General features: G+C 57.9%; 13 protein-coding genes, 2 tRNA genes, 1 other RNA gene and 2 CRISPR repeat arrays. Of the genes, 11 read left to right on the top strand and 5 right to left on the bottom strand.

Annotated elements, in window-relative coordinates:
- The first annotated feature begins 16 nt into the window (after nucleotides 1–16).
- Nucleotides 17–1,573, top strand: coding sequence for a UDP-N-acetylmuramate--L-alanine ligase (gene murC / locus ACTQYB_RS00715; RefSeq protein ID WP_441481616.1), 1,557 nt, complete (start codon nucleotides 17–19; stop codon nucleotides 1,571–1,573).
- Between the two features lie 442 nt (nucleotides 1,574–2,015).
- Complete coding sequence (locus ACTQYB_RS00710) at nucleotides 2,016–3,233, top strand: cell division protein FtsQ/DivIB (protein ID WP_441481617.1); 1,218 nt, start codon at nucleotides 2,016–2,018, stop codon at nucleotides 3,231–3,233.
- Between the two features lie 156 nt (nucleotides 3,234–3,389).
- On the opposite strand, the gene ACTQYB_RS00705 is transcribed toward ACTQYB_RS00710, so the two are convergent.
- Together ACTQYB_RS00705 and ssrA are read right to left on the bottom strand one after the other, a co-directional pair.
- Nucleotides 3,390–4,856: an MATE family efflux transporter gene (locus ACTQYB_RS00705; RefSeq protein WP_441481618.1), complete on the bottom strand. Its 1,467-nt coding sequence runs from the start codon at nucleotides 4,854–4,856 to the stop codon at nucleotides 3,390–3,392.
- A 204-nt stretch (nucleotides 4,857–5,060) separates the two neighbouring features.
- Nucleotides 5,061–5,456, bottom strand: a transfer-messenger RNA (tmRNA) gene (gene ssrA / locus ACTQYB_RS00700).
- A gap of 185 nt (nucleotides 5,457–5,641) precedes the next feature.
- Between ssrA and dtd the strand changes: the two genes are divergently transcribed.
- Nucleotides 5,642–6,124 (top strand): D-aminoacyl-tRNA deacylase, encoded by a 483-nt coding sequence (dtd, locus tag ACTQYB_RS00695; RefSeq protein WP_441481619.1) that lies wholly within the window; start codon nucleotides 5,642–5,644, stop codon nucleotides 6,122–6,124.
- A gap of 118 nt (nucleotides 6,125–6,242) precedes the next feature.
- Nucleotides 6,243–11,273: a CRISPR direct-repeat array (repeat unit 29 nt; unit sequence GTGTTCCCCGCGCATGCGGGGATGATCCC).
- A 292-nt stretch (nucleotides 11,274–11,565) separates the two neighbouring features.
- A complete protein-coding gene (locus ACTQYB_RS00690; protein ID WP_441495896.1) occupies nucleotides 11,566–11,883 on the top strand; it encodes a hypothetical protein in 318 nt (105 codons plus the stop codon).
- A gap of 121 nt (nucleotides 11,884–12,004) precedes the next feature.
- A CRISPR array of direct repeats spans nucleotides 12,005–12,278; the repeat unit is 29 nt; unit sequence GTGTTCCCCGCGCATGCGGGGATGATCCC.
- A gap of 288 nt (nucleotides 12,279–12,566) precedes the next feature.
- Here ACTQYB_RS00690 and ACTQYB_RS00685 read toward each other — a convergent pair.
- From ACTQYB_RS00685 to ACTQYB_RS00675, 3 genes are all read right to left on the bottom strand, one after another.
- Nucleotides 12,567–12,648, bottom strand: a tRNA-Tyr gene (locus ACTQYB_RS00685).
- Nucleotide 12,649: 1 nt separating this feature from the next.
- A tRNA-Cys gene (locus ACTQYB_RS00680) sits at nucleotides 12,650–12,720 on the bottom strand.
- Between the two features lie 22 nt (nucleotides 12,721–12,742).
- Nucleotides 12,743–13,069, bottom strand: coding sequence for a hypothetical protein (locus tag ACTQYB_RS00675; protein WP_441481621.1), 327 nt, complete (start codon nucleotides 13,067–13,069; stop codon nucleotides 12,743–12,745).
- Nucleotides 13,070–14,465: 1,396 nt separating this feature from the next.
- Between ACTQYB_RS00675 and cas3 the strand changes: the two genes are divergently transcribed.
- The 7 genes from cas3 (at nucleotide 14,466) to cas1e (ending at nucleotide 24,071) form a co-directional block, all read left to right on the top strand.
- Nucleotides 14,466–17,594: a CRISPR-associated helicase Cas3' gene (cas3, locus tag ACTQYB_RS00670; RefSeq protein ID WP_441495895.1), complete on the top strand. Its 3,129-nt coding sequence runs from the start codon at nucleotides 14,466–14,468 to the stop codon at nucleotides 17,592–17,594.
- A gap of 62 nt (nucleotides 17,595–17,656) precedes the next feature.
- Nucleotides 17,657–19,381, top strand: coding sequence for a type I-E CRISPR-associated protein Cse1/CasA (gene casA / locus ACTQYB_RS00665; RefSeq protein WP_441481623.1), 1,725 nt, complete (start codon nucleotides 17,657–17,659; stop codon nucleotides 19,379–19,381).
- 1 nt (nucleotide 19,382) lies between these two features.
- Complete coding sequence (gene casB, locus ACTQYB_RS00660) at nucleotides 19,383–20,096, top strand: type I-E CRISPR-associated protein Cse2/CasB (protein ID WP_441481624.1); 714 nt, start codon at nucleotides 19,383–19,385, stop codon at nucleotides 20,094–20,096.
- A 75-nt stretch (nucleotides 20,097–20,171) separates the two neighbouring features.
- Nucleotides 20,172–21,326, top strand: a complete 1,155-nt coding sequence (cas7e, locus tag ACTQYB_RS00655) for a type I-E CRISPR-associated protein Cas7/Cse4/CasC (RefSeq protein WP_441481625.1) — start codon at nucleotides 20,172–20,174, stop codon at nucleotides 21,324–21,326.
- 3 nt (nucleotides 21,327–21,329) lie between these two features.
- The gene (gene cas5e, locus ACTQYB_RS00650) at nucleotides 21,330–22,124 is read left to right on the top strand and encodes a type I-E CRISPR-associated protein Cas5/CasD (RefSeq protein ID WP_441481626.1); all 795 of its coding nucleotides are present in this window, start codon (nucleotides 21,330–21,332) and stop codon (nucleotides 22,122–22,124) included.
- 10 nt (nucleotides 22,125–22,134) lie between these two features.
- A complete protein-coding gene (gene cas6e / locus ACTQYB_RS00645) occupies nucleotides 22,135–22,845 on the top strand; it encodes a type I-E CRISPR-associated protein Cas6/Cse3/CasE (protein WP_441481627.1) in 711 nt (236 codons plus the stop codon).
- A gap of 71 nt (nucleotides 22,846–22,916) precedes the next feature.
- Nucleotides 22,917–24,071: a type I-E CRISPR-associated endonuclease Cas1e gene (gene cas1e, locus ACTQYB_RS00640; RefSeq protein ID WP_441481628.1), complete on the top strand. Its 1,155-nt coding sequence runs from the start codon at nucleotides 22,917–22,919 to the stop codon at nucleotides 24,069–24,071.
- Nucleotides 24,072–24,083 lie beyond the last annotated feature (12 nt).

The following is a 24,083-nucleotide window of genomic DNA, read 5'->3' as shown; positions in this document are numbered from 1 at the left end:
AGCGGTGCCTTCCATCATGAATACAGAGCCTATCGTGCTTGACCCGACTGTTGCGGCCTTCACTGAAGACCAGCAAGTCAGCGATTTGGGAACAACCCACTTCATCGGCATTGGGGGAGCGGGCATGAGTGTCCTCGCTGAAATGCTGCATGAGCAGGGCGTGAACGTCACCGGCTCGGACAGGGAGCGCAACGCGAAAACCGAACGGCTCGAAGCCCTCGACATTCAGGTTGCGATCGGCCAGCGGGCGGACAATGTGCGTGGCGCGTCAACCGTGGTGTATTCCAGCGCCATCAAGCCGGACAATCCAGAGATCGTCGCCGCGGCGGCCCAAGGCTCGCATATCGTGCATCGCAGCGATATCCTCGCACTGCTCATGAACCATCATGATGCGGTCGCCGTAGCCGGTGCACACGGCAAAACCACCACCAGTTCGCTGCTGTCTCATATCCTCGTGCACGCAGGCACCGGTGACCTGGCTGATCCCAGTTACGCGATTGGCGGCACCATCCAAGGCCCCGATGGCCAGACCCTTGACGGCGGACATGCCGGCACCGGGCGCATCCTCGTCGCAGAAGCCGACGAGTCTGACGGCAGTTTCGCCAAATACCAGCCCGCCATCGCCATTATTACCAATGCCGAAGCGGATCATCTTGACCATTACGGCACGCCAGAGCGCTATTGTGAGGCCTTCGTCACCTACGCATCGCACGCACGAGGGCATATCGTCATGACCACCGACGACCCGGGTGCGCTCGACGTGCTGCGCGGCCTTGATGATTCGGTCATGCACCGCACGGTCATCTACACCACGCACAGTGCGCAGATGGTGCTCGATGCTGTAGCCCAGGCCGCAGGCGCCGCCATCGTCACCATCACATCAGAAAGCGAGCAGGCCGGCGACGGTGAGGAACGGTTCACCATCGACATGCCCGCCGCGCTCACCGGAGAAGCACACGCCATTCCAGTCAGCCTCAAGATTCCAGGCATCCATAACGCCCGCAACGCGACCGCCGCAATCATCGCCGCCACGCTGCTGGGCATGGACCCCGATGCCGCCGCGCAAGCCGCGGGAAGCTTCCTCGGCGCATCCCGCCGCTTCCAAGTGCGCGGATGTGAGAAGCAAGTCACCGTCGTGGACGATTACGCGCATCACCCCACCGAAATCACCGCTCTGCTCAACGCGGCGCGTCGGCGTTACCCGGATGCCGTCATCCGCGTACTGTTCCAGCCACATCTGTTCTCGCGTACCAAGTTCTTCGCACGCGAGTTCGCTGAGGCGTTGGCGCTCGCCGATGATGTGATTGTGACCGGTATTTACCCGGCGCGAGAAAAGCAGGAGGATTTCCCGGATATTACCGCGCAGACCATCGTCGATGCCGCCAAGGGGATCGACCATGAGCCGGCGGACTGGATCCGTGCGGTCGACGACATGCATACCGCGGCGCTGATGATGGCGATGCGCGCGCATCACGGCGATGTGGTCTTCACCGTGGGGGCGGGCGATATCACCGCCATGGGACCGGTGCTGTTGCACGCGCTCGAGGCGCACCGCGAGAACTGCGGGGATTGATATGCCAGGACGCGTGGCACGAAGCGGGTCTGTCGGCGGGTCATCGCATGACGGGCGGCAACACACCGGGCGCGAACCGCGTTCTGTCGCAGGTCGTGTTCAACCCGGCGCTGGGCGTGCTGGATCCGGAGCCGATACCGCGGCATCGAGAAGGGTGACAGGGAACGCGGCAGCGAGGAGTATAGCATCAGGAAACGCCGCATCAGGAAACAAGATGCCGTCAGACAACGTGTCACGAGATGCCCGGATATCGTCGAGCGGTACTTTTCCGCGCGTCGCAAGGCAATCCCGGAGTGTGCCGGGTCCGACCATCCCCGGTATGTCATACGGCGGTGCCAGGGATGCGAACTCATCCAAGCCAGTGTCTCGCAGAGCGGCTTCCGGCCGCGCCGCCTCAGACCGCGGGTCGTCGGGTCGTTCTGCAGTATCCGGACGCGCTACCGTGCCTGAACGACGTCCATCGTCATCGGACAATGCAGGCGATGCCGGCAAATCCAGTAATGCAAGCAATGCCGCGGAGCCTGCCGCGAGCCGCCGCAAGCGGTCGTTGCGCGCGATTGTGTCCCGAAACAGGCGCAAGAACGCGGATTCGGATGCTGCCTCCAAGAAGGGCGGGACCACGAAACAAGGCCGTGTGGCGAGTTCGGCGAAGCGCAACAGGCTGAACAAATCCGCGGATGGCGGCGAACAGGGGAGTGGTTCTGATCTTGTAAGTCCAACGCGACGCGGAAGGAGAGTCTCCGTCGGCGGTGTGTCTGGCACTGGTATGTCCGGTACTGGTGTATCCGGAACTGGTGCGTCCAGAGCGACTGGATTCGTGGATGCCAGAGCGTTGCAAAGTGAGGACTTGGTCGCCAAAACGCTGAGAGAAAGCACCGGGCCGTTGGGTGTCGCCGCGCGGCCAAAAGTCGTGGATTTCAATGCGCGCGTCAAGGAACGTCGGCATGTCAACACGCTGATGGTCGTCAAACGCGTGGCAATCACCATGGTGTCCATAGCCGCTGTCGTGGGCGTCGTGTGGGCGCTGTTCTTCTCGCCGTTGCTGCGGCTTGACTCCGCGCAAATTACCGTGTCCGGGGCCAACGAATGGGTCAGTGGCAGCAAAGTGGAGTCCATCGCCTCGGCTCAGGCAGGGAAATCTTTGCTTCTGGTGTCGACCAATGACATCGAAACGCAGCTTGCTGCCATTCCTGGTGTCAGCAAGGCGACGGCGACGAAACAATACCCTCACGGCATGCAGGTCGCCATCAGCGCGCAGGAACCGGCCGCCATGCTGAAAACGCCCGACGGTTCGCTGACCGCGGTCGACGGCAAAGGGCGGGTGCTGAATTCCGTGAAAAACGCTTCGACCGACGGCATTCCGGTCATCGAAGTGAATGATGTAGCCAAAAGCCTGAAGAGCCGGTCCGTGGTGACTGCGGTGAAAGTCGTGGATTCACTGTCCGACGCGATGCGGGCGCGGGTGAGCAAAGTCACCGCGCAGACGCAGGATTCCGTCACCACCGAGCTGGACAACGGCAACTACACAATCATCTGGGGGAATGCCTCGCAGATGAAACTCAAGAAAGCCGTGGTCGATAAAATCATCAACGACCCGAATGTGATTGGAGACAAGCATTCAGTGGACGTCTCGGCGCCGCTGCGGCCGATGATTAAGTAGCCTGTTGGCTGCTTCGTGAGCTGGTGTGCAGGCGTGGAGACGACGGTGCCTTCGGGGCGCCGGTGTGTCGGTGTGCGGTTGTGTGAGGATTGGCTCGTACAATCGCCGGGATGATGCGGCTGGAGCCGGTTCACATGGCGCGTAAGCGGTCACCTGTCACTGCTCGTCGACAATCGCCGCCGGATGCCGCTTGCTGAATCGCAGGTAATACAGCGCCGAGCAGATGAGGATTGACAGCAGCGAGCCGAGTGGCGCGGCGCATCCCATGGGGAACAGGTTGTCCGGCCACAGCAAGGATGCCGCATACGCCCCGGGGATGCGCACGAGCAGCACCGACGCAATATTGTGAGCGAACGTGTACAGGGATTTGCCGTAGGCGCTGAAGAACCCGCTGAAGCAGAAGTGCACGCCTGCGAGAATGCAGTCGAAGGAGTAACTGCTCAGGTATTGCGCCCCGTACCTGACCACCGCTTCGTCGTCGGGGGAGAAGACGCGCACGATGTCGGCGCCCCAGATCTGGCTCGCGAAACACACAAGCGCACCGTACGCTATACACATGGTGATGCCGTATCGCAGCGCCGTCTTGCTGCGCGAATGTTGCCGTGCGCCGGCGTTCTGCCCGGCGACCACCGACACGGTGGACAGCATTGCCGAGGGCACGAGGAACAGGAAGGAGATGATTTTCTCGACGATGCCGACAGCGGCGGAGATTTCCAGGCCGCGCCCGTTGGCGATGGCGGTGATCACGATGAACGAGACCTGGATGCACAGTTCCTGCAGTGCGATCGGCGTGCCGATGGTCAGGATCTGCCGTGTACCGGCCCAATCGTAGGCGAGGTCGGCTTTCCGGACGCGAACGCCGGTGTTTGCGAACTTGAGATAGATGAGGGCCGCCACCACCGAGAACGCTTGAGAGATGACCGTGGCGAGCGCGGCGCCTGCCGCTTGCATGTGTGCGCCGCCAATAAACGCGAGGTCGAGTCCCACGTTGAGCAGTCCGGCGAGGGCAACGAAATACATCGGGTGTCGGGAGTCGCCGAATCCGCGGAATATCGCGCTGATCACGTTGTATGCGACGATGAACGGGGTGCCGAAGAAGCAAATGGTCACGTAGTCGTGCGCCTGGCTGAACGCTTCAGGCGGCGTGGACAGTAGGAGCAGCAACGGGTCGGCGCTCGCTGTCAGGGCGATGGTGGCGATGATTGCGACAAAGGCGAACAGGCGGATGGATTGTCCGATCTGGCGTTGCACTTTGTCCATGCGCCGGGCGCCGATCGCGTGGCTGATGGTCACGGTGATGCCCGTGGTCAGGCCGACGATGGTGACGGTCACCAGGTGGGTCATCTGGCTGCCGGTGGATACGGCGGATACGGAATCCGCGCCATTGAACCTGCCGACAATCAGCAGGTCGGCCAGCTCATAGCAGCTTTGCAGGAAGCAGGTGATGAGGTAGGGAATCGAAAAGCGCAGCATGGTGGGGATCAGCGGCCCGCGGGTCAGGTCCCCTTTGAGATTTCCTGTGGTCGAGCGTGCGTCGGTGGTTGCGGGAATCGCATTGTTTGCAGCGGTGTTGGTACCGGTCACGTCAGTCGCGGTATGCCGCGTCTCGTCAGCCTGTGCCATGGTTGCTCTCTCCTCGCGGTAGCCGCAGGTCGAGTGGCGTAATGGCATGCGGCCGGCGGGTTGAAATCGGATGATTCCATAGGTAACGCCGGCTGTAGACAGGGGAAGGAAGTGGAGTGGCATTATTAAATGCCAACGCAGTTGACCAATCACCGTTCACGGTAAACAAAAAACGCCACTCCTTGCGGAATGGCGTTTGTTGTTCAGTGGAGCTGCGGGGAATTGAACCCCGGTCCGGTGACCGTACCCTCAGTCTTCTACGTGCGTAGTCTGCTGGCCGTGCGGCAGTTTTTCTGCCCCCATCGATGTCGCAGACAACTGATGGCGAGCATATCCGCAGAAAAAGTCCCCCAGCCACCCTGCGGTGCGATGGCCGGAGCAAGTCTCCTAAACGACGCTCAACATCTCCCCGAAGACGAGGGGGAGTGAACGGAGCGGCTGCTCACTGGTTAATCCTGGCGCGAAGCTCAGGCAGCGAGAGCAAACTCAGTGCGGTTAGATTTAGCACTTATTGTTTCGCGGAGGGCATCACGAGTGGACTCCGCGTTCTCGGCACGCTTCCCTGCGACGAACAGGTCACCGTCGAAACCGATCAGCCCCTTTTGAATTATCAAACCCCGGAATGGACCGGACTTTTCAGTATACGACATTTCGTTACTCGACTCAAATCGGCTGCGAGCCGAACAGGTGATGGTGCAAGCGAGCGGGGGAACAGAACGCCGAAACCAAGCAATACACCGCACGGACGTGACATCCCGCCATGGCCGCGCGATAGAGTGGGTGGTATGAGAATCGTATTGCAGAGGGTGAGCGAAGCCAGCGTCGACGTGATCGACCCCTCGACGAACAGCGTCGACCCGACGTTCGTCAAGCAAACCATCGGCACGGGGTATGTGCTGCTCGTCGGCGTCGCGGATGCGGACGGTCAGCGGGAAATTGACTGGCTCGCCGGCAAAATCGCCCGGCTGCGCGTATTCGAGGATGCGGACGGCCGCATGAACGAGTCGATCACCCAGCATAACGGCGAAATCCTCTCCATCTCGCAGTTCACGTTGTACGGCAACATCCGCAAAGGCAACCGGCCGAGCTTCATCGCAGCCGGCGCACCTGAACACGCCAAACGTGTGTGGCTCGCCTTCAATGAAGCGTTGCGTGCGCAAGGACTCACCGTCAAAGAAGGCCGATTCGGCGCACACATGCGAGTGGCGTTGGTCAACGACGGGCCGGTAACGCTGGTGGTGGACACGGCGGAGGTGCTGGGGGAGTAAGGGATCATATCGACCGGCATCGCGGGGCGAATAAATGTTGGGTCGATGATCAACGCAAAGTAAACGGAAATGATGAATGCTGCTATAGTAAATGGCGGGAGTTTGCGCTTTTCATAGTGTGTTCCCCGCGCATGCGGGGATGATCCCCATCCTCGAAAGACTGGGACAGGCGCAATATGGTGTTCCCCGCGCATGCGGGGATGATCCCCGTCCGTGTTGGCGTACAGCAGCCGGTCGGCGGTGTTCCCCGCGCATGCGGGGATGATCCCTGCGGACTGGTCGCATTGCGGACGGCGTTGAAGTGTTCCCCGCGCATGCGGGGATGATCCCCACTTCTCGCCTTCCGGCCTGTCTGTGTTTGTGTGTTCCCCGCGCATGCGGGGATGATCCCGCGACGCCCGACAGCACGTGCTCGAGGAATACGTGTTCCCCGCGCATGCGGGGATGATCCCCAGAGCGTACTCGGATCCATGTGGGGCAATTTGTGTTCCCCGCGCATGCGGGGATGATCCCTCCTGATAGCGTTTAGCCTCACGCTTGGAATCGTGTTCCCCGCGCATGCGGGGATGATCCCCGTTTCCATGTTTCTCCTCCTTATCAGGTGAGGTGTTCCCCGCGCATGCGGGGATGATCCCAAAGCCACAGAACAAAAAAATAATACGGAAATGTGTTCCCCGCGCATGCGGGGATGATCCCCCCGTCCACGACCGGGCTGCCGGTTGCGGACGGTGTTCCCCGCGCATGCGGGGATGATCCCTGGCTTGGTCAAGTCCCATCCACGGTCGGCAAGTGTTCCCCGCGCATGCGGGGATGATCCTGACGCGAACGAACGCGCGGCCACATTGGCTCAGTGTTCCCCGCGCATGCGGGGATGATCCCAACCCTTGAACCGCGTATTTCCGTGCGTATGAGTGTTCCCCGCGCATGCGGGGATGATCCCTGACGCATACGATAGATCGGCATCCGATCATCGTGTTCCCCGCGCATGCGGGGATGATCCCTGATAATCGTCAACAAAGAAATGGATACCAGCGTGTTCCCCGCGCATGCGGGGATGATCCCAGTCTCCACTGCTCGTCCGTGAACGGGCCGCTGTGTTCCCCGCGCATGCGGGGATGATCCCTGTCAGAGGTGCATTTATGCTTATGAGATGCAGTGTTCCCCGCGCATGCGGGGATGATCCCCGTCAACGGTAACACCAAGCTCTTTCTGCACGGTGTTCCCCGCGCATGCGGGGATGATCCCCACTCGCCAAGAAGCTCCCTAGTCGATGGATTGTGTTCCCCGCGCATGCGGGGATGATCCCATCGGCGGCAAAGCATACATCGTAGATGCTCAGTGTTCCCCGCGCATGCGGGGATGATCCCCCCACGCCTGTATATTGACATGGACGAGGATAGTGTTCCCCGCGCATGCGGGGATGATCCCGGCTGAAGCTGATGCGGCCAAGCCAACTAAGGGTGTTCCCCGCGCATGCGGGGATGATCCCGGTATCGAGGCGGGCGCGCTCGACCAGGCGCGGTGTTCCCCGCGCATGCGGGGATGATCCCCGAACGGGGAATTGATATCGTCCTGAAGCAGAGTGTTCCCCGCGCATGCGGGGATGATCCCCGAACGGGGAATTGATATCGTCCTGAAGCAGAGTGTTCCCCGCGCATGCGGGGATGATCCCGCGGCCTTGCCCCCGGTATCAGCGAACCGCGGGTGTTCCCCGCGCATGCGGGGATGATCCCTAAGGACTAACAATGAACGGTATTATGACTGTGTGTTCCCCGCGCATGCGGGGATGATCCCCCGTCACGGATACCATCAGCAGCATTCGCAAGGTGTTCCCCGCGCATGCGGGGATGATCCTCAGACACGCTCATACTCCAACTGAACGACGGAGTGTTCCCCGCGCATGCGGGGATGATCCCCAGTGGAATCGAAATCAATGAAACCGCCGTTCGTGTTCCCCGCGCATGCGGGGATGATCCCGGCATCGAACCGCTACGGAAAAGTAAGCGATGGTGTTCCCCGCGCATGCGGGGATGATCCCAGGCTCAACGGCATCACAATCACCGGGACGCCGTGTTCCCCGCGCATGCGGGGATGATCCCTTCGACGGCCTGCCTTGCACCACACCACGGCAGTGTTCCCCGCGCATGCGGGGATGATCCCGGGGCGGTGACTAACACTCACCGAGGCACACGGTGTTCCCCGCGCATGCGGGGATGATCCCTTCGGCTGTCAATCCGACACCACTCGCGCCATGTGTTCCCCGCGCATGCGGGGATGATCCCGGTGCCGAGTTCGGTGTTTTCAGTGTTGAATGGTGTTCCCCGCGCATGCGGGGATGATCCCTGCCGCAAACCCTTGTCCGGATTCCCGTCTTGGTGTTCCCCGCGCATGCGGGGATGATCCCCGGTACGCCGTCAACGAGTCGGTGCCCGACAAGTGTTCCCCGCGCATGCGGGGATGATCCCGTCTCGTCCGACGTCCTCGTGTGGTGTGCAGTGTGTTCCCCGCGCATGCGGGGATGATCCCGGAGACCGGGCGGCGCGCGTGGAAGACGTTCAGTGTTCCCCGCGCATGCGGGGATGATCCTTGGAGGGCGTGCTCAACTCGCGCGGCGGCACCGTGTTCCCCGCGCATGCGGGGATGATCCCTCGCGCCCGTCAGATTCCAGTGAGACCGAACGGTGTTCCCCGCGCATGCGGGGATGATCCCATGCCCGCCTGATTCTGCCTGCCCTCCACATCGTGTTCCCCGCGCATGCGGGGATGATCCCGACCCGTAGTCGTACCCGTGACAAGACCATTAGTGTTCCCCGCGCATGCGGGGATGATCCCGCAGGGCCTCAACATCGGCAGCTACGCCAGCCGTGTTCCCCGCGCATGCGGGGATGATCCCCATCACCGCTCCAGCGCAGGGCGCGACCCTCGGTGTTCCCCGCGCATGCGGGGATGATCCCGCAGGGCCTCAACATCGGCAGCTACGCCAGCCGTGTTCCCCGCGCATGCGGGGATGATCCCAGGCATGGAGAACACCGGCAGCACCGACACTCGTGTTCCCCGCGCATGCGGGGATGATCCCCAGGCATTGACCGCCGGCTTCAATGATGTCAAGTGTTCCCCGCGCATGCGGGGATGATCCCGTGAGCTGGCTCACGCCGATGAGCGCGCCGACGTGTTCCCCGCGCATGCGGGGATGATCCCTGGATGGCGATGGTCTTCTCCGGGACGGTAAAGTGTTCCCCGCGCATGCGGGGATGATCCCCTCACTGTGCAGTCAATCCTTGACATGCACAGGTGTTCCCCGCGCATGCGGGGATGATCCCTGTACGCGGACGATGCGCTCGCAGAATCGGATGTGTTCCCCGCGCATGCGGGGATGATCCCGCTATCAGTGTGATGCGTTTGCTTGGTGGGAAGTGTTCCCCGCGCATGCGGGGATGATCCCGGCATCGACACGTCAAGCTGGCAGACCGCCGAGTGTTCCCCGCGCATGCGGGGATGATCCCGTGGGCGGCGCGCAGAACCCCGATCGCTTCAAGTGTTCCCCGCGCATGCGGGGATGATCCTCACCAACGGCATCCAAACATTCATCGCCATCAGTGTTCCCCGCGCATGCGGGGATGATCCCAATTGGCGAACACGCAGACCACCAACAACGCCGTGTTCCCCGCGCATGCGGGGATGATCCCATGCTGATTGCCCATACCACGGGATTCGAGCGGTGTTCCCCGCGCATGCGGGGATGATCCCAGACCGACGCCCCCCGCGTCGTGTTTGACTGGGTGTTCCCCGCGCATGCGGGGATGATCCCCGCGACAACGGGCCTTGCGTGCAATTCGCATAGTGTTCCCCGCGCATGCGGGGATGATCCCGGTGAGGCCGTTGCCTGTGATGATTTTCTCGGGTGTTCCCCGCGCATGCGGGGATGATCCCCGTCACGCACCAAGTGACCGCCCCACCGCTCCGTGTTCCCCGCGCATGCGGGGATGATCCCGCGAGCTCGGCCCCATCATCGGTGTTCCAGCCGTGTTCCCCGCGCATGCGGGGATGATCCCATGATCACCGAATGCCGCCGGCATCCGGGCAAGTGTTCCCCGCGCATGCGGGGATGATCCCACTCGGAACGAAGCCCCGAGCCACCAAACGCAGTGTTCCCCGCGCATGCGGGGATGATCCCGAGAAAGGACATGATGACGAATGGCATACGCTGTGTTCCCCGCGCATGCGGGGATGATCCCTCGGCCGACGTTTCCATTCGTGCCACGGTTCTGTGTTCCCCGCGCATGCGGGGATGATCCCAACATCAAGGCGTGGTTCTCGAGCGTCAAAACGTGTTCCCCGCGCATGCGGGGATGATCCCTCCTGAAACTCAGGGAGAACCTGAACTTCCTGGTGTTCCCCGCGCATGCGGGGATGATCCCTCACCCGGGGCACGGGGTATCGTAATCCGAAGGTGTTCCCCGCGCATGCGGGGATGATCCCACCACCGCGCAGCTCGCAGCTAACGGCATCACGTGTTCCCCGCGCATGCGGGGATGATCCCAAGGAAGGCGAGACGGTTCCCGCGCCTTTGGTGTGTTCCCCGCGCATGCGGGGATGATCCTCATAGACACCTGCATTAATGCGACGGGTGAAAGTGTTCCCCGCGCATGCGGGGATGATCCCGGCACTGCGACCGACACGACAACCGCCATCCGGTGTTCCCCGCGCATGCGGGGATGATCCCTGGTTGGCAATGCGCCAACCTCGTCAGCACAAGTGTTCCCCTCGTATGCGGGGATGATCCCCTAAGCCGAAAATCAAACCAAGCACGCGACCGGTGTTCCCCGCGCATGCGGGGATGATCCCACACGGCCCGCAGGTTCAGTACCCAAGCGGCTGTGTTCCCCGCGCATGCGGGGATGATCCCAGCTCAACGACCTCGAAACCTATATCAAACAGGTGTTCCCCGCGCATGCGGGGATGATCCCGCCGGCCGCACGTGCCCCGCGCCGCCACGGCCGTGTTCCCCGCGCATGCGGGGATGATCCCCGAAACCACACACCAAAGAGGAGCAGCTGTTTGTGTTCCCCGCGCATGCGGGGATAATCCCCAAGCCATCATGAATTTGGGTTTCACGAATGCGTGTTCCCCGCGCACGCGGGGATGATCCCCACATCCTGTATGGTCTAGACAAAGGCGGCGCGCATCTACACGGATACGGATGGCAGCGAGAGCAATCATATGAGTTCCCTGAGTCATGGGGGCCTGAAGAGATCAAGGATGCCGGGATACGAGTCCTACGCATGCCGGGGAACATGGAGCATATCGAGAAATTGCTTGCCGACGGGCATCGTAGAGGATCAGTCAAAGGTACAATAGATGGTGTCGTGGTTCGTGTCAGTTTTTCGAAAGCCGGAAAATCAAAACCGCGCGTAACGTCAATCATGCCTGTCATTGGAGGTAATGACCGTGTTAGTGTCCGGAAGTCCTGAATATGCACGTCATGTACGGCTTGCAGACATGATGATCGCGTTTCTGCGCGAGCAAGGAAAGGATTATGATGCCGATCTCGCCCAGGAGATGCTCGATGGCGACGGACCGGGGCTTTCGGTGGCGACGGCCGTGGACGCCATTGAGGACTTCAACCTCGAGCCGCCGCAGGACATGATCGTCCTGTTCGGTCAGGTCCACGACGAAGACCCGACGTGCGATGAGGAATATGAACGTTTCCGTGAATATCTGCGGGAGCGTGAAAAGGAACGCGTCAAGCAGGAGGCGTGATTCCTCCAATCAGTTCAAGCCACCCACATGGGTGGCTTTTCTTATGCCTGAAATCAAGGTGGATTGCCGGAGCAGACGAACGGACCCGACAGTAGATCGGGCGCTTCACAGCCGCGCAGGTGGTGTTCCCCGCGCATGCGGGGATGATCCCTTGAGGCCGTCCACACAATCCCCGCCGTTCTGGTGTTCCCCGCGCGTGCGGGGATGATCCCGACTGAGTCGCAAGCGCCGTGAGAGCCGCCGTGTGTTCCCCGCGCATGCGGGGATGATCCGTCAGCAAGGCGCTGACACCGGTTGTCGACGCGGTGTTCCCCGCGCATGCGGGGATGATCCCGGGTTGTTCAACGCTTCGACCGATGCCGCTAGGTGTTCCCCGCGCATGCGGGGATGATCCCCACCAAGCATGATAGAATCGGATACAGAGCGAGGCCACCCCGCTCGGGCTTTACGCCTGAGTCATGGGAGCCTCGCTTTCGTCTACCTACTCAATTAGACTACGAGCTTTGACAAAACTCCCGTCCTTGCCAAGAAAATAGACAGCCGCGGGATGCGCATGCTTGCATACTCGGATCGCTTCAATGAGTTCGGAATCCGAGTATCCGTGTTCCCCGCGCATGCGGGGATGATCCCCCGCCCGGAATCTCCCGGACGGGTTGAAACGTCCACGCCGTGCGGCGCGACAGTGGTGGCTGCTGGATTTGGACCAGCGCGGCATCATGCACCCGGTTTACAGCCGGGCCCCTTCGACCACTCGGGCAAACCACCGAAGCGGGCGCGGGAGTCGACCCCGTCTGCACGGTTTTGCAGACCGTTGCCTGGCCGCTCGGCCAGCCCGCCAAAAATGTGTGATACACTGGATTCAATAGCCCGTGCCGGTACCACCTGTAGGTGGTACCGGCACGGGCAATCTGATTCTCACTAGTGCGCTTTCGGAGTCGATGATGTACACTGAACCATTTTTGAAAGCTTGTGACCTACGCAGATATCCGATTAATTCGTCATCCGACATATCGTCGTTCTGGGAGTTATCGAAAACGACGCGAACAGCGTCATGCTTCTTCGCGGTGTTCTTCATGTAGCTATTAACTGTGTTCTTGCTTGAGCATTCATGCAGTGATTTCAGCTCGGTGCCGTCAGCCAGATCGGCCAGGCCTTTCTCGATAAGCCTGCCACCATTGTCTTTCACACGCTCATGATCAATCTGGAATATACAGTGCATGCCATTGTGTTCCCCGCGCATGTGGGGATGACTTCAATAACAATGCGGGTGGGTGCCCGGAAACCGTATTCTCCATGTATACGGGAATGATTACGTGATGGGCGTCGGCGTCAGTCCGACGGGCATGCTGGTGCTGGCATCGGCGGACACGGTGTTCACGAGTTAAGATGCATGTTTTCATCTTGCTGATGATGTCCAAAATTGGTTAGGATTGAGGGAAGTTCCCGCCGGTAGGTGCGACGAGAACTTTTTGCTTCCGACGTTGCGTTTCCGGATTGGTCATGTGGAAGAGAAGGACGACAATGGTCTGACTGGTTGGCAAAGGCCTTAAGAATCTGGAGAATGATATCGAGCTGAAATCGCTTCAAGAGCGTTCAAGCAAGGACACGGCGGACGGCTACATAAAGAACACGTTGAAGAAACGGGATGCGGTTCGCGTCGTATTCGATAATTCCTCCAACACTGGCATGCCGGATGATGAATTAATAGGGTATCTCCGCAGATTGTCGGCTTTCAAACGTGGAGTGGCGTACGTCATCGGCGGGCTACTGGTGACGGTATCGCCATTTCCAGCAAGTTGGCCGATTGGTCAGGCAATGGTCTGCAACGCGTGCAAGCGAGCCGACTCCCGTGCCCGCTTCGATAAGTTTGTCCGAGTGGTTGAGGACGTTCGGTTTTAAGCCGGATACGTGATGCCTTGCTGATTCGAATCCATCAGCCACCACCGTCGCGCCGGATGGCGCTGAAGATTCCGGTAAGTTTCCTTTTCCTGTGGGAAGGGGCAGAACTTATGGAGAGGGCCTACCGCGGCAGATGCATCACGACAAGATCTTGGCTGGGAGACCAGTGAAATACGTGGAATGGCTGACGTTGTTGCGTGTTTTCATGTATGTCATAGTTTGTGAAGTTAAGACATCATGGGCATAGTGTGTTAGCCTTCGGTTAATGAATCGATGCGAGTGCCATCTTCGACGTTTTAAGAACGTCTTAGTGATATTCCGATTTGAATGTGTCCGAAATATTGGAGCTGTCTGTGGAAATCTTATTGTTGGCGAGGCAAAATACACCCCGCCAAGTGCGGGGAACATTGCTCATAGTAACTGATCATGGGATCATCCCGATGAATATCGGGAACAGTGACCCATCTATTATATTGCCTCATTCGTCATGGTCTTGTCGCCATACCTCGAAATGTGGTCGATGAAGGGTATGCCAGGAAATCAATTGGTGCCGAGAGTGTTGATGGTGTCGCGTGTCACTGGTCGTTTCCGACAGTCTATGCGCATGGCTATCATTCGTCGATGTAGCGCAGAAGCTTGAAAATTACCGATCACGGTTGATTGGGGGCGTAAATATGCAAGGTGTGAGTGCTGTAGCCGCATCGTTGTGGGCAAAAAGCGATCGAGGACAATCCGACGGAATCGCCGGGCCTCTGTGGCTCCCGCTGTATGTGCATATGACAGATTCTCTGTATACCTGCGAACATCTTTGGGATGGGTGGGTGCCCCAGGGAACGAAAGACAACATCATCGCGGACTGCAATGGCGATGCACGCCTTGCTCGAAGTGTGGTGACGTTCCTCGCAGGAATCCATGACCTCGGTAAAGCGTCGCCGGAGTTTCAGTCCCAGACATGGGGAAGTGGCGAAGAGGGGAATCTGATGTGGAAGTTGCGGGATACGGGACTTCCCTTCATTGGTGATTCACGGGTTCAATCCAAGGGCGAGCAGTGGCTGGGGCATCCTGTCATCGGAGATAGATTGCTGGTCGATTACCTGTCAAAATACGGTTGGAAGCTAAAAAAGGCACGTTTCTTAGGAGGAATCCTTGCAGCCCATCATGGGAAGATCCCGATTCCCCATACGCCGAGGGCACAGACTGATGGATCGCTCAAGCAAGTCAAGAGATGGGATATCCGTTGTGGCTTCTACAACAGTAATCCCGGTAAAGCCGGGAAGTTCAACAAAGACAACGCCAAGAATAAGGCGTGGCAGTCTGTCCAATTTGAGCTGATTGATTACGTGCGGACCCTAGCACATCTTGACGATGATGACCTGAATTACTTGCGTGACCTTCATGTCCATGACGAGCCGACTACACTTCTCAGCACGGAGAACCAGTCCCTGATTACCGGCATCGTGATCATGTCGGATTGGATTGCGAGCAACACATTGTATTTCCCGCTCATTCCCGCGCGGCCATATGACTGCGACGAAGATTCGGACAGGGGAGCCGCACTGTTATACGAATGTTCGCTCATTGAAACTTCAGAAGGATTGCGGAAGCGTGCGGACAGGGCGTGGAGGAAACTCGACTTGCCACCATCGTGGAAAGAGAACGCGATGCCACAGACCGACGAGGAACTGTTCGCGGAGCGTTTCAGTTTCCCGGCGCATGCCCAGCCGCGACCTGTCCAAAGAATTGCAACAGACATAGCGCGCAATGTGAAAGATCCCGGTATCATGATCATCGAGGCTCCCATGGGCGAAGGGAAAACGGAGGCGGCGCTCGCGGTTGCCGAGATTTTTGCTCATAAGGCGGAGCGCGGAGGCGTCTGCGTGGCACTGCCGACCATGGCGACCACTGACGCTATGTTCGAACGAGTCAGTGCTTGGGTCAACAGACTCGGACAAGACACGGAATCGTCAGCGAACGAGCGCACCATGTTCCTGGCCCACGGAAAGGCCTGGCTGAACAAGACCTACGCAGAAATGATGCGAGCCAATCGTTTCCAAGACATCGGTATGGACTTGGATAATAATGCAGTCGGTACAGGAGGCGCAGCGATAAATGCTACGCAGCAGGCGGTTGTCAACGATTGGTTTTCGGGGAGGAAGAGGGGCGTACTTGCGAACTTCCTCGTCTGTACTGTCGATCAGGTGCTGATGGCGGCTTTGCGCATGAAACATGTCATGTTGAGGCAATTGGGACTGACGAACAAGGTTGTGATTATTGACGAATGCCATGCCTATGATGCTTACATGCAGCAGTATCTCCAGCGTGCGTTGGAATGGCTGGGCGGTTGTCATGCGCCGGTCATCTTGTTGTCTGCTACGCTGTCCGACAAGTTGAGAAATACTTTAGCGTCGGCATATCTCCGGGGAGCAGCGTATTCCGACAGCCAGATGGATAATCTGCCGGTATTGGACAAGAACGCATACCCCGTTATTACGTATACGGATGGGTTGACGGTGCAATCGTGTACAGCCGACCCATCGGGCAGGAAGATGGCAGTTGAATGCGCTGTCATCGATGATGATGTTTCCGCAACTGTTCGGACTTTGCGGGAACGTTTGGCGGATGGCGGCTGCGCCGGAGTCATCTGTGATACTGTCGGCAGGGCACAGAACATGTATGAAGCTCTAAAAGGGGTGTTTGGCAAGGAATGCGTGACGCTGTCGCACTCTCGCTTTGTCGATTGTGACAGGATGAATAATGAGGCCGGTTTGAGGCAGAAGCTTGGGCCGAAGGCAACGAGGGCAAACGGTGAGCGCCCGAGGAAGTATATCGTCGTCGGAACCCAGGTGCTCGAGCAATCGCTTGACATTGATTTCGACGTTCTTGTCACCGACATCGCTCCTATCGATTTGGTGATGCAGCGTCTGGGTAGGGTTCATCGCCATCATCGCGGGGATGGGGAATGTGACAGGCCGGAGCGATTGCGCATCGCCCGATGCTATATCCGTGGAATCGATCGATGGGGTGAGACGGGTCCTGTTTTTCCTAAGGCGCTCACGATGGTGTATGAGCAGGCAAGTCTCAAGGAAGCGCTGGAAACATTGGGGTATTACGGGGTTTCGGCGCATTCGACGGTGCAGCTGCCAGATGACATTGCTCCGTTGGTAAGGAGTGCCTACGAAGATGATGATACGACTCGCATCGAGGAATTACATGTTCCTCAATCATGGCGCGAGGAATATCTCAAGGATTGTGACGAACGGCGTAGGGCGATTGGGAGCAAAGAGGCTAAGGCACAGGGGTATCTTCTGCAAGACCCTGTAATCCAGAATTCCAGCGGTGAGCCGTGGGAAGATGGGGGCGCTGTTCAGAAAGGCGACGCTGCGAATAACGAGGAGGAGAAGGGACAGATGACGGTGCGTGACACTCGGGATACTGTGGAGGTCCTGCTTGTTCGCCGGTGTGGTGATCATCTTGCCTTGCTGCCGTGGGTTATGGAAGGACGGGAACTTCCGATAGGGGAGGTGCCTCCTGACGATGTATCCGTTAAGCTCATTCAATGTGCCATTCGGCTTCCGCTTTCCGTCTGTTCCGATGTGGATGCGCTCATCGGCGAGCTTGAGGATCGCTGCGAGGAGTATGTGAGAAATTGGCAAGACTCTGCGTGGCTTGGAGGAAGATTGCTGTTGGTGATGGATCAGGAGGACAATGATTCATTCGGCAGCATGCTGACAGGTAAGCATGTGCGGTATTCCCGAGAAACTGGGCTGAGTGTCGAAAATGATGAAAAAAGAGAACATGATAAGTTAATTTGAATTATACATTGTGTGTCGCATCGATACAATGGTATTGTTATTATCGTCGAAAGGAGGTATAGATGGTTTCTCAACCACAATTCAATCTCATCGACGAAGATTGGATTAACGCGGAATATTCCGATGGCACCCAGAGAAAGGTTTCCCTAAAGAAGGCTTTCGAGGATGCGTCAGATATCCAACGAATCGTCCCCGAGTTTTCGCAAGGTGTTATCTTAATTCTGAGATTCATGCTTGCGGTGTTGTACCGTTGCTATCAGCGTGAAGGTATCAAGCACGGGGAAACGAAACATGTCTGGGGGAAGATTTGGGAGACAGGTCACTTCGATGTATCTGTCATTGGTTCTTATCTACAACGTGTTCATGACCGTTTCTACCTGATTGGTGGTGACAGACCATTTATGCAGGAGGCGGGTCTTTCTTACCAAGGTAAAAACAGTAATGACGCCGATAACGTCGGTAGGATAGTCATTGATTTGCCTGATAAAGACAACAAGTTTCTTTTTTCTCTCCGTTCCAAGGGCTCCGTGAAATCTCTCTCTTGCTCCGAGGCGGCGGTATGGCTGCTCGCTCTTCAGGCATACGACTGTGCGGGTATCAAAACTCCGCTTGCTGGAAGCACAACAGCGAGGAGCGGCAGGGAATATGCCCCCAAGGGCCAGATTTCGACGGGGGCGCTGGGATTCTGCGGAGGCGTATATCTGGAACGAGCCAATCTCTTCGAGACACTCATGATGAATTGGGTCATGTATGTTGAGAGTGGTGAGGTACCGTTCCTTGCTCTTGTCGGCGATGCGCCAGTTTGGGAGAGGGAAGCAATCTCTTCTATGGGCAGAAGGCGACTGACGGGGCCGGCGGATTTATTCACTTTCTCATCGCGGCGTGTGCGTCTGATTCCTTCCGATGACGGGAACGGTGTGACCGGTGTCGTCATCGGATACGGGGCGCAGCCGGATCCCAATGACATGGCAAGGTTCGAGACCATGACTTTGTGGAGGCTCGCAAGCAAGAAACAAGGCGAGTCTTTGGGGGTTCCTGAAGGAACGCGTGTTCCGAAGACACATGAACCGGAGAAAGCGCTGTGGCGAGGACTGGCATCCGTCGTTCCATTTGCGAATCTCGATGCATCGAGCCAAGTCCCGGCAGGTGTTCTGACGTGGGTGAACGAACTCATGGCGGATGATGACGATGAGGAAGACAACGACTTCTCAGATTCCTTCCTTCCTCAAATCGTCGCAATCCATGCCCAAGGCATGACCTACGGCACCCAGAACAGTGTGTATACGGACAGCGTTGACGAACAGCTCGACCTCAACAAGGCGTTGGTGCGTAGGGACGATGTATCCGCACTGTCCGTGGCGTTGGACGTCTTGGATCGCATCGAGAACTGCGTTGGTGAATTGGCCAAAAGCGTTACCCGGGTACGTGGACTTGTTCCCAACGAGACTATGCGTAATCGCTATTTGACTTCCACGGCGAGCATTCGCGCGGAAGCCTACTACGCGCTCGATGCCCTGTGCCGGAAGTATCTTCGCACCATCGAGAATGACAATGCCGAGGTATTGAAAACTCAATGGTGCGACGAGGCCCATCGGCTGCTTATCAGGCTGGCAGAGCAGTACTTCCAAGACATGGGAGGCTCTTGGATCGCCAAGCGCGAGGTGGGAGGCTACGAGATTGCTGTCGGCGAGCAATATATCAAGCTTCTCAGGTATTTCGCCAACGAGGATTCGGGGCTTGGCAAACTGACGGATTCCCAGTCAACAGACGCGATAAAGGAGGACTGATATGGTTCATACCACTGGAGCCTATGGCTCCGATGCTGTTGCCCGTGCCGTCGCCCGCTACACGGATGCGAAGGTCGGGGAATTGCAGAGCCTGTACCTGAGCCGAGCAGGAGCCACATACCATGACGCTCTCGCAGCTCTGGCAACACTACGGAAAGGCGAGTTGCTGTCTCCCTGGATGCAGGTGGGGAACATGTTCCTTGCCACACTGTTCGATGGGTGGGATGAGACCCAACTCGGTGCGTTGGACAGAGAGCCGCAGCAGGCGGTCACCGCCTTCCAGACAGCGTTGCAGTTATATGCCATCCATCAGCGTTCCAAAGGCGAGGGAGCTCACGCACCTTGGCGCGAAACCGATGATACCGAGGGGAAAGGCAATCGTTTTGGCGCCGCCTGCTATGAGTTGGCGGAGCTCAACAAGCGCACTCGCACGACCGATACCGACGATGCCGTGACGCGTCGCATGGCTGTTGTGGATTCCGTCTCCGATTTTCCCGGAATGGTCCGCGGAATTAGGTCGCTTATCACTATGATGCGCGGTGCGGATCGAATCATCGTGCTGGATTACGGTTCGCTGGCATCCGATCTCTATCTGATGCAGTTCCCGGGGTCCAAGCCCAGAGTGATGCAACGGTGGGCCGGAGATTACTACCACGCCAAGCGCAGCGACGAAGTTGCCCGTAACCGGGCAAAGACCAAAAAGAATCAAGTCTAGTCCGCTTGGTCCGGTCGGTTGAACCGACAGAACGCCTCATCAATTTCATATATCAATCTCATAAAGGAGTACATCATGTCTGTTTATATCGATTTCCATGCCCTCCAGCCCGTTCCGCCGAGCTGCATCAACCGTGACGATACCGGTAACCCGAAAACCGCCAATTTCGGCGGCGTGCAGCGTGCCAGGGTCTCGAGCCAGGCATGGAAGCATGCCATTCGCAATGAGTTCACCCGTGAACTTCCTGCGCTCGACTTGGGTGTGCGCACCAAGCGCGCAGTGCAACTGATTGCGAACATCATCGCCGAGCGTGCCCCGGAGTTTGAAGACCAAGCCCAGGAGTACGCGAAGAATGTTCTCGAGGCTTCGGGAGTGAAGACGGAATCCTCGAAGAGAAAAGGCACCGAGTCTGAGAACGGGGAGGATGTGACGCAGTACCTGCTGTTCATTGGCAACGCTGAGATTGATCGTCTTGCGGATTTGGCGATTGCGGCCCTGAATAACGGACAGAGCGCTGCGGACATGAAGAAAAGCGCCAAGAAAGAAGCGCAGAAGGCTTTCCTCGGGAAACAGGCGATTGATGTTGCCCTGTTCGGAAGGATGCTCGCGGACGCTCCCGATTTGAATACCGATGCGTCTTGCCAAGTTGCGCATGCAATTTCAGTGGATGAGCTAACCCCGGAATACGATTATTTCACCGCGGTCGATGACAAAGCGGCGGAGGACAATGCAGGCGCCGCCATGATTGAAACGAACGCCTTTAACTCCGGAACCTTCTATCGCTTCGCGACGGTGAATGCGACGGCACTCGAGCAGCAGTTGGCGCTCGAAGGCACTGATGCTGCGCAATCGACGGCGTCCGCGATTGCCGCCTTCGCCGAGGCTTTCCTCGAATCGATGCCGACCGGCAAGATCAATTCCTACGCGAACCAGACGTTGCCCAGCACTGTGCTCGTCACTGTCCGTAACACCCGACCGGTAAACCTTGTTACGGCCTTCCAGCTACCCGTGAGAAGCGATGGGACAGAATCCGTCGCTCATATCGCTGCGCAGAAGCTCCTTGACGAGAACGGTAAGTTCAATAGCGTCTATGGTGACAAGCCTCTCCACACGTATCTCATGACTATCGAAGATGGTCTGAATGGCACTGACGATGTACAGACAGTGACTCTGCAGGGACTCCAGGACGCTCTCAAGACGGATATTCCGCAGGCACTGGGCCAGGAGTGAGCTATGAGCGTTCTGTTGTTGCAATTGGCCGGGCCTCTTCAGGCTTGGGGGGAATCGTCTCGATTCAACTCCAGGTACACCAGGCAGGAGCCTACAAAAAGCGGCGTCATCGGGATGCTCGCTTGTGCGCAGGGACGGCAGAGGGACGATGACATCACCGACCTTCTTAAGCTCGAATTCGGCGTACGCGCGGATCAGCGCGGAAACCTTGTCCGGGATTATCAGACAGAGCACGCGAGCCTGTTCCAGCGGGAACGCGCCGAGCGAACCCGAAGTGAGGGCGATCTTCCCGAGATGCCGATTACGTACCGCTATTACATCTCTGACGCGTTGTTCGTCGTGGCTCTGTCGGCACAAGACCGGGGAGTGCTCGAGACCCTTGAGCATGCGCTCGACAATCCTGTATGGCCGCTGTTCCTCGGACGGCGTTCCTGCCCTCCGACCGGACGTGTTGTCATAGGTGTTCGGGATGACTATGACAATGTGAAGGATGCCCTGACCCGTGAGCCCTGGCATGCCCAGCCTTGGTACAAGGACCGTATGTGCAGGCGCAACCATCTCGAGAAGTCCAAAGGTGTCCAGCTTGAAATGGTCAGAGATGCAGATAGCGAAGAAGCACAGTACTTCCAACAGGATGTTCCGGTCACCTTCAACCCTGTGCACCGCCGCTATTCGGCGCGAGGGGTCGTGCACAGCCTGATCACTGTGCCATACGACGAGACGACGCCGATATCAAGCAATGATGATTCGGCACCATTGTTCGCTTCGCCGGATGGGTACGACCCCATGGGTTTTTAGGAGTATTGGTATGTATATTTCGAGAATTGCGCTCAATTCCGCGCGTTTAGATGCCAAGAAGCTCCTTGCTTCCCCGGCTTGTATGCACTCGGCTGTTGAGCATGCGTTCCCTCCCAGTTCGCCGAGGAACGATTCCGGCGGAAGGATTCTGTGGCGCGTTGACACGCTGAAGGAGTCCCATCAGGTCTGGCTGTACGTGGTCAGCCCCGACAAGCCTGATTTCTCTCATGTGGTCGAGCAGGCTGGCTGGCCGCTCCACCCGGAATGGGAGACGCGGGACTACCGTCCCTTGCTGGATCGAATCGCGGTAGGACAACATTGGGTGTTCCGGCTTCGCGCTAATCCCGTGCGCAGGGTGAAGAAGGACCGGGGCAGGAGAGAGAATCCTGCTGTGATTGGGAAAATCATGGGGGAAGTAACTACTGAACAACAGCTGAAATGGCTGTCAGACCGAGCGATGCAGTACGGCTTCTCCATCGATCGAGCCGGTGATGATCTGCAGTGTCAGGTCAAGAACCGTCGAAAGGAACGTTTCCATCACGGTACTGGCACCGTGACTCTGAGCACGGCGCAGTTCGACGGTAACTTGACTGTCACGGATGCGGAGTTGTTCCGCAAAGCACTCACTCACGGAATCGGCAGAGCCAAGGGGTTTGGGTGCGGCCTGTTAACGGTTGCCCCGATTCACGCCGGGTCAGCTGCGAAGGACACATCGGAATGATGGCTGATTGCGTGTGATGGTGCCGAGCTACGTTCGTGTAGCTCGGCACCGTATTTATCGAAGGAGTTGCAATGGTTGAGGAGAAGCCGGCATCAGATGAGCCGGAACACGTGGAAAAGCAAGCGTCGGGGAGTGCTGAGACTTATCGGATGACATCCTCGAGTTCTTCCACGACAAGTTCCGCTGTTCCTCCTCTTGGCGCTTCGTCACCGACACAACGAAAAAGCAGGAAGAATGGTATTCCCGGTAGCCCACCTCCAGATGTCGACGAACTGGCGCGAGCTGAAGATCGTCTGTCGTTCGCATATTTCGAGCATTGCACAGTAGGGCGCAAAGACAATGCTGTGACGGTGACAGATGAGACCGGTGTCATCCATATTCCAGCTGCGACTGTCAGCGTCTTGATGCTCGGACCGGGTTCACGTGTCACTCATCAGGCGATGACGGTGCTGAGCGCCAACGGTGTGACTGTGCTCTGGGTCGGGGAACGCGGAATCCGCATGTATGCATGCGGACGTCCACTGACACATTCGTCTGTGCTACTGCAGAAACAAGCGGCGCTCGTCTCGAATACGAGGAGCAGACTCAGGGTCGCACGAATGATGTACCAGATGCGATTCCCAGGGGAAGATGTTTCTGCACTTACCATGCAACAACTGCGAGGCCGTGAGGGCGCCAGAATCAGAAAAGTCTATCGTACGTTGTCTCACGAGACAGGAGTCAAGTGGGATCAACGAACATACGACCATAACGATTTTGATGCAGGCAATGACATAAATAAAGCATTGTCGGCAGCCAATACTTGTCTGTACGGTGTCGCGCATGCGGTCATTGTTGCTTTGGGCTGTTCGCCTGGTCTTGGATTTGTCCATGTCGGTCATGAACGATCATTCGTTTACGATATTGCTGACTTGTATAAAGCTGAAATATCAATACCGGTCGCATTCCGCACTGTTGCAGAAGGTAGTGAGGAGATCGGCGCGGATACTCGGCGGAATATGCGAGACGCATTATACGATGGTTCATTATTGCCACGAATTGTTCATGACATCAAATATCTACTGGGAGATAGGCTAACAGACTCCTCGGATGCTGATGCTGAAACGCAAGATCATGTCGGACTTTGGGATGACAAACTCGGTGAAGTGCGAGCTGGCTTTTCGTATGGTAAAGAAGTCGATGATGCAGATGAAATCGACGATGAGTTCGGTGCGCCAGATATTTAAGTTTCTGCTAGT

Source organism: Bifidobacterium sp. LCP19S3_E9 (genome assembly GCF_052121135.1).
In the GTDB taxonomy this organism is placed as follows: domain Bacteria; phylum Actinomycetota; class Actinomycetes; order Actinomycetales; family Bifidobacteriaceae; genus Bifidobacterium; species Bifidobacterium thermacidophilum.
The sequence above is the reverse complement of the archived record's forward strand: the minus strand, read 5'-3'. Positions and strand labels throughout refer to the sequence as shown.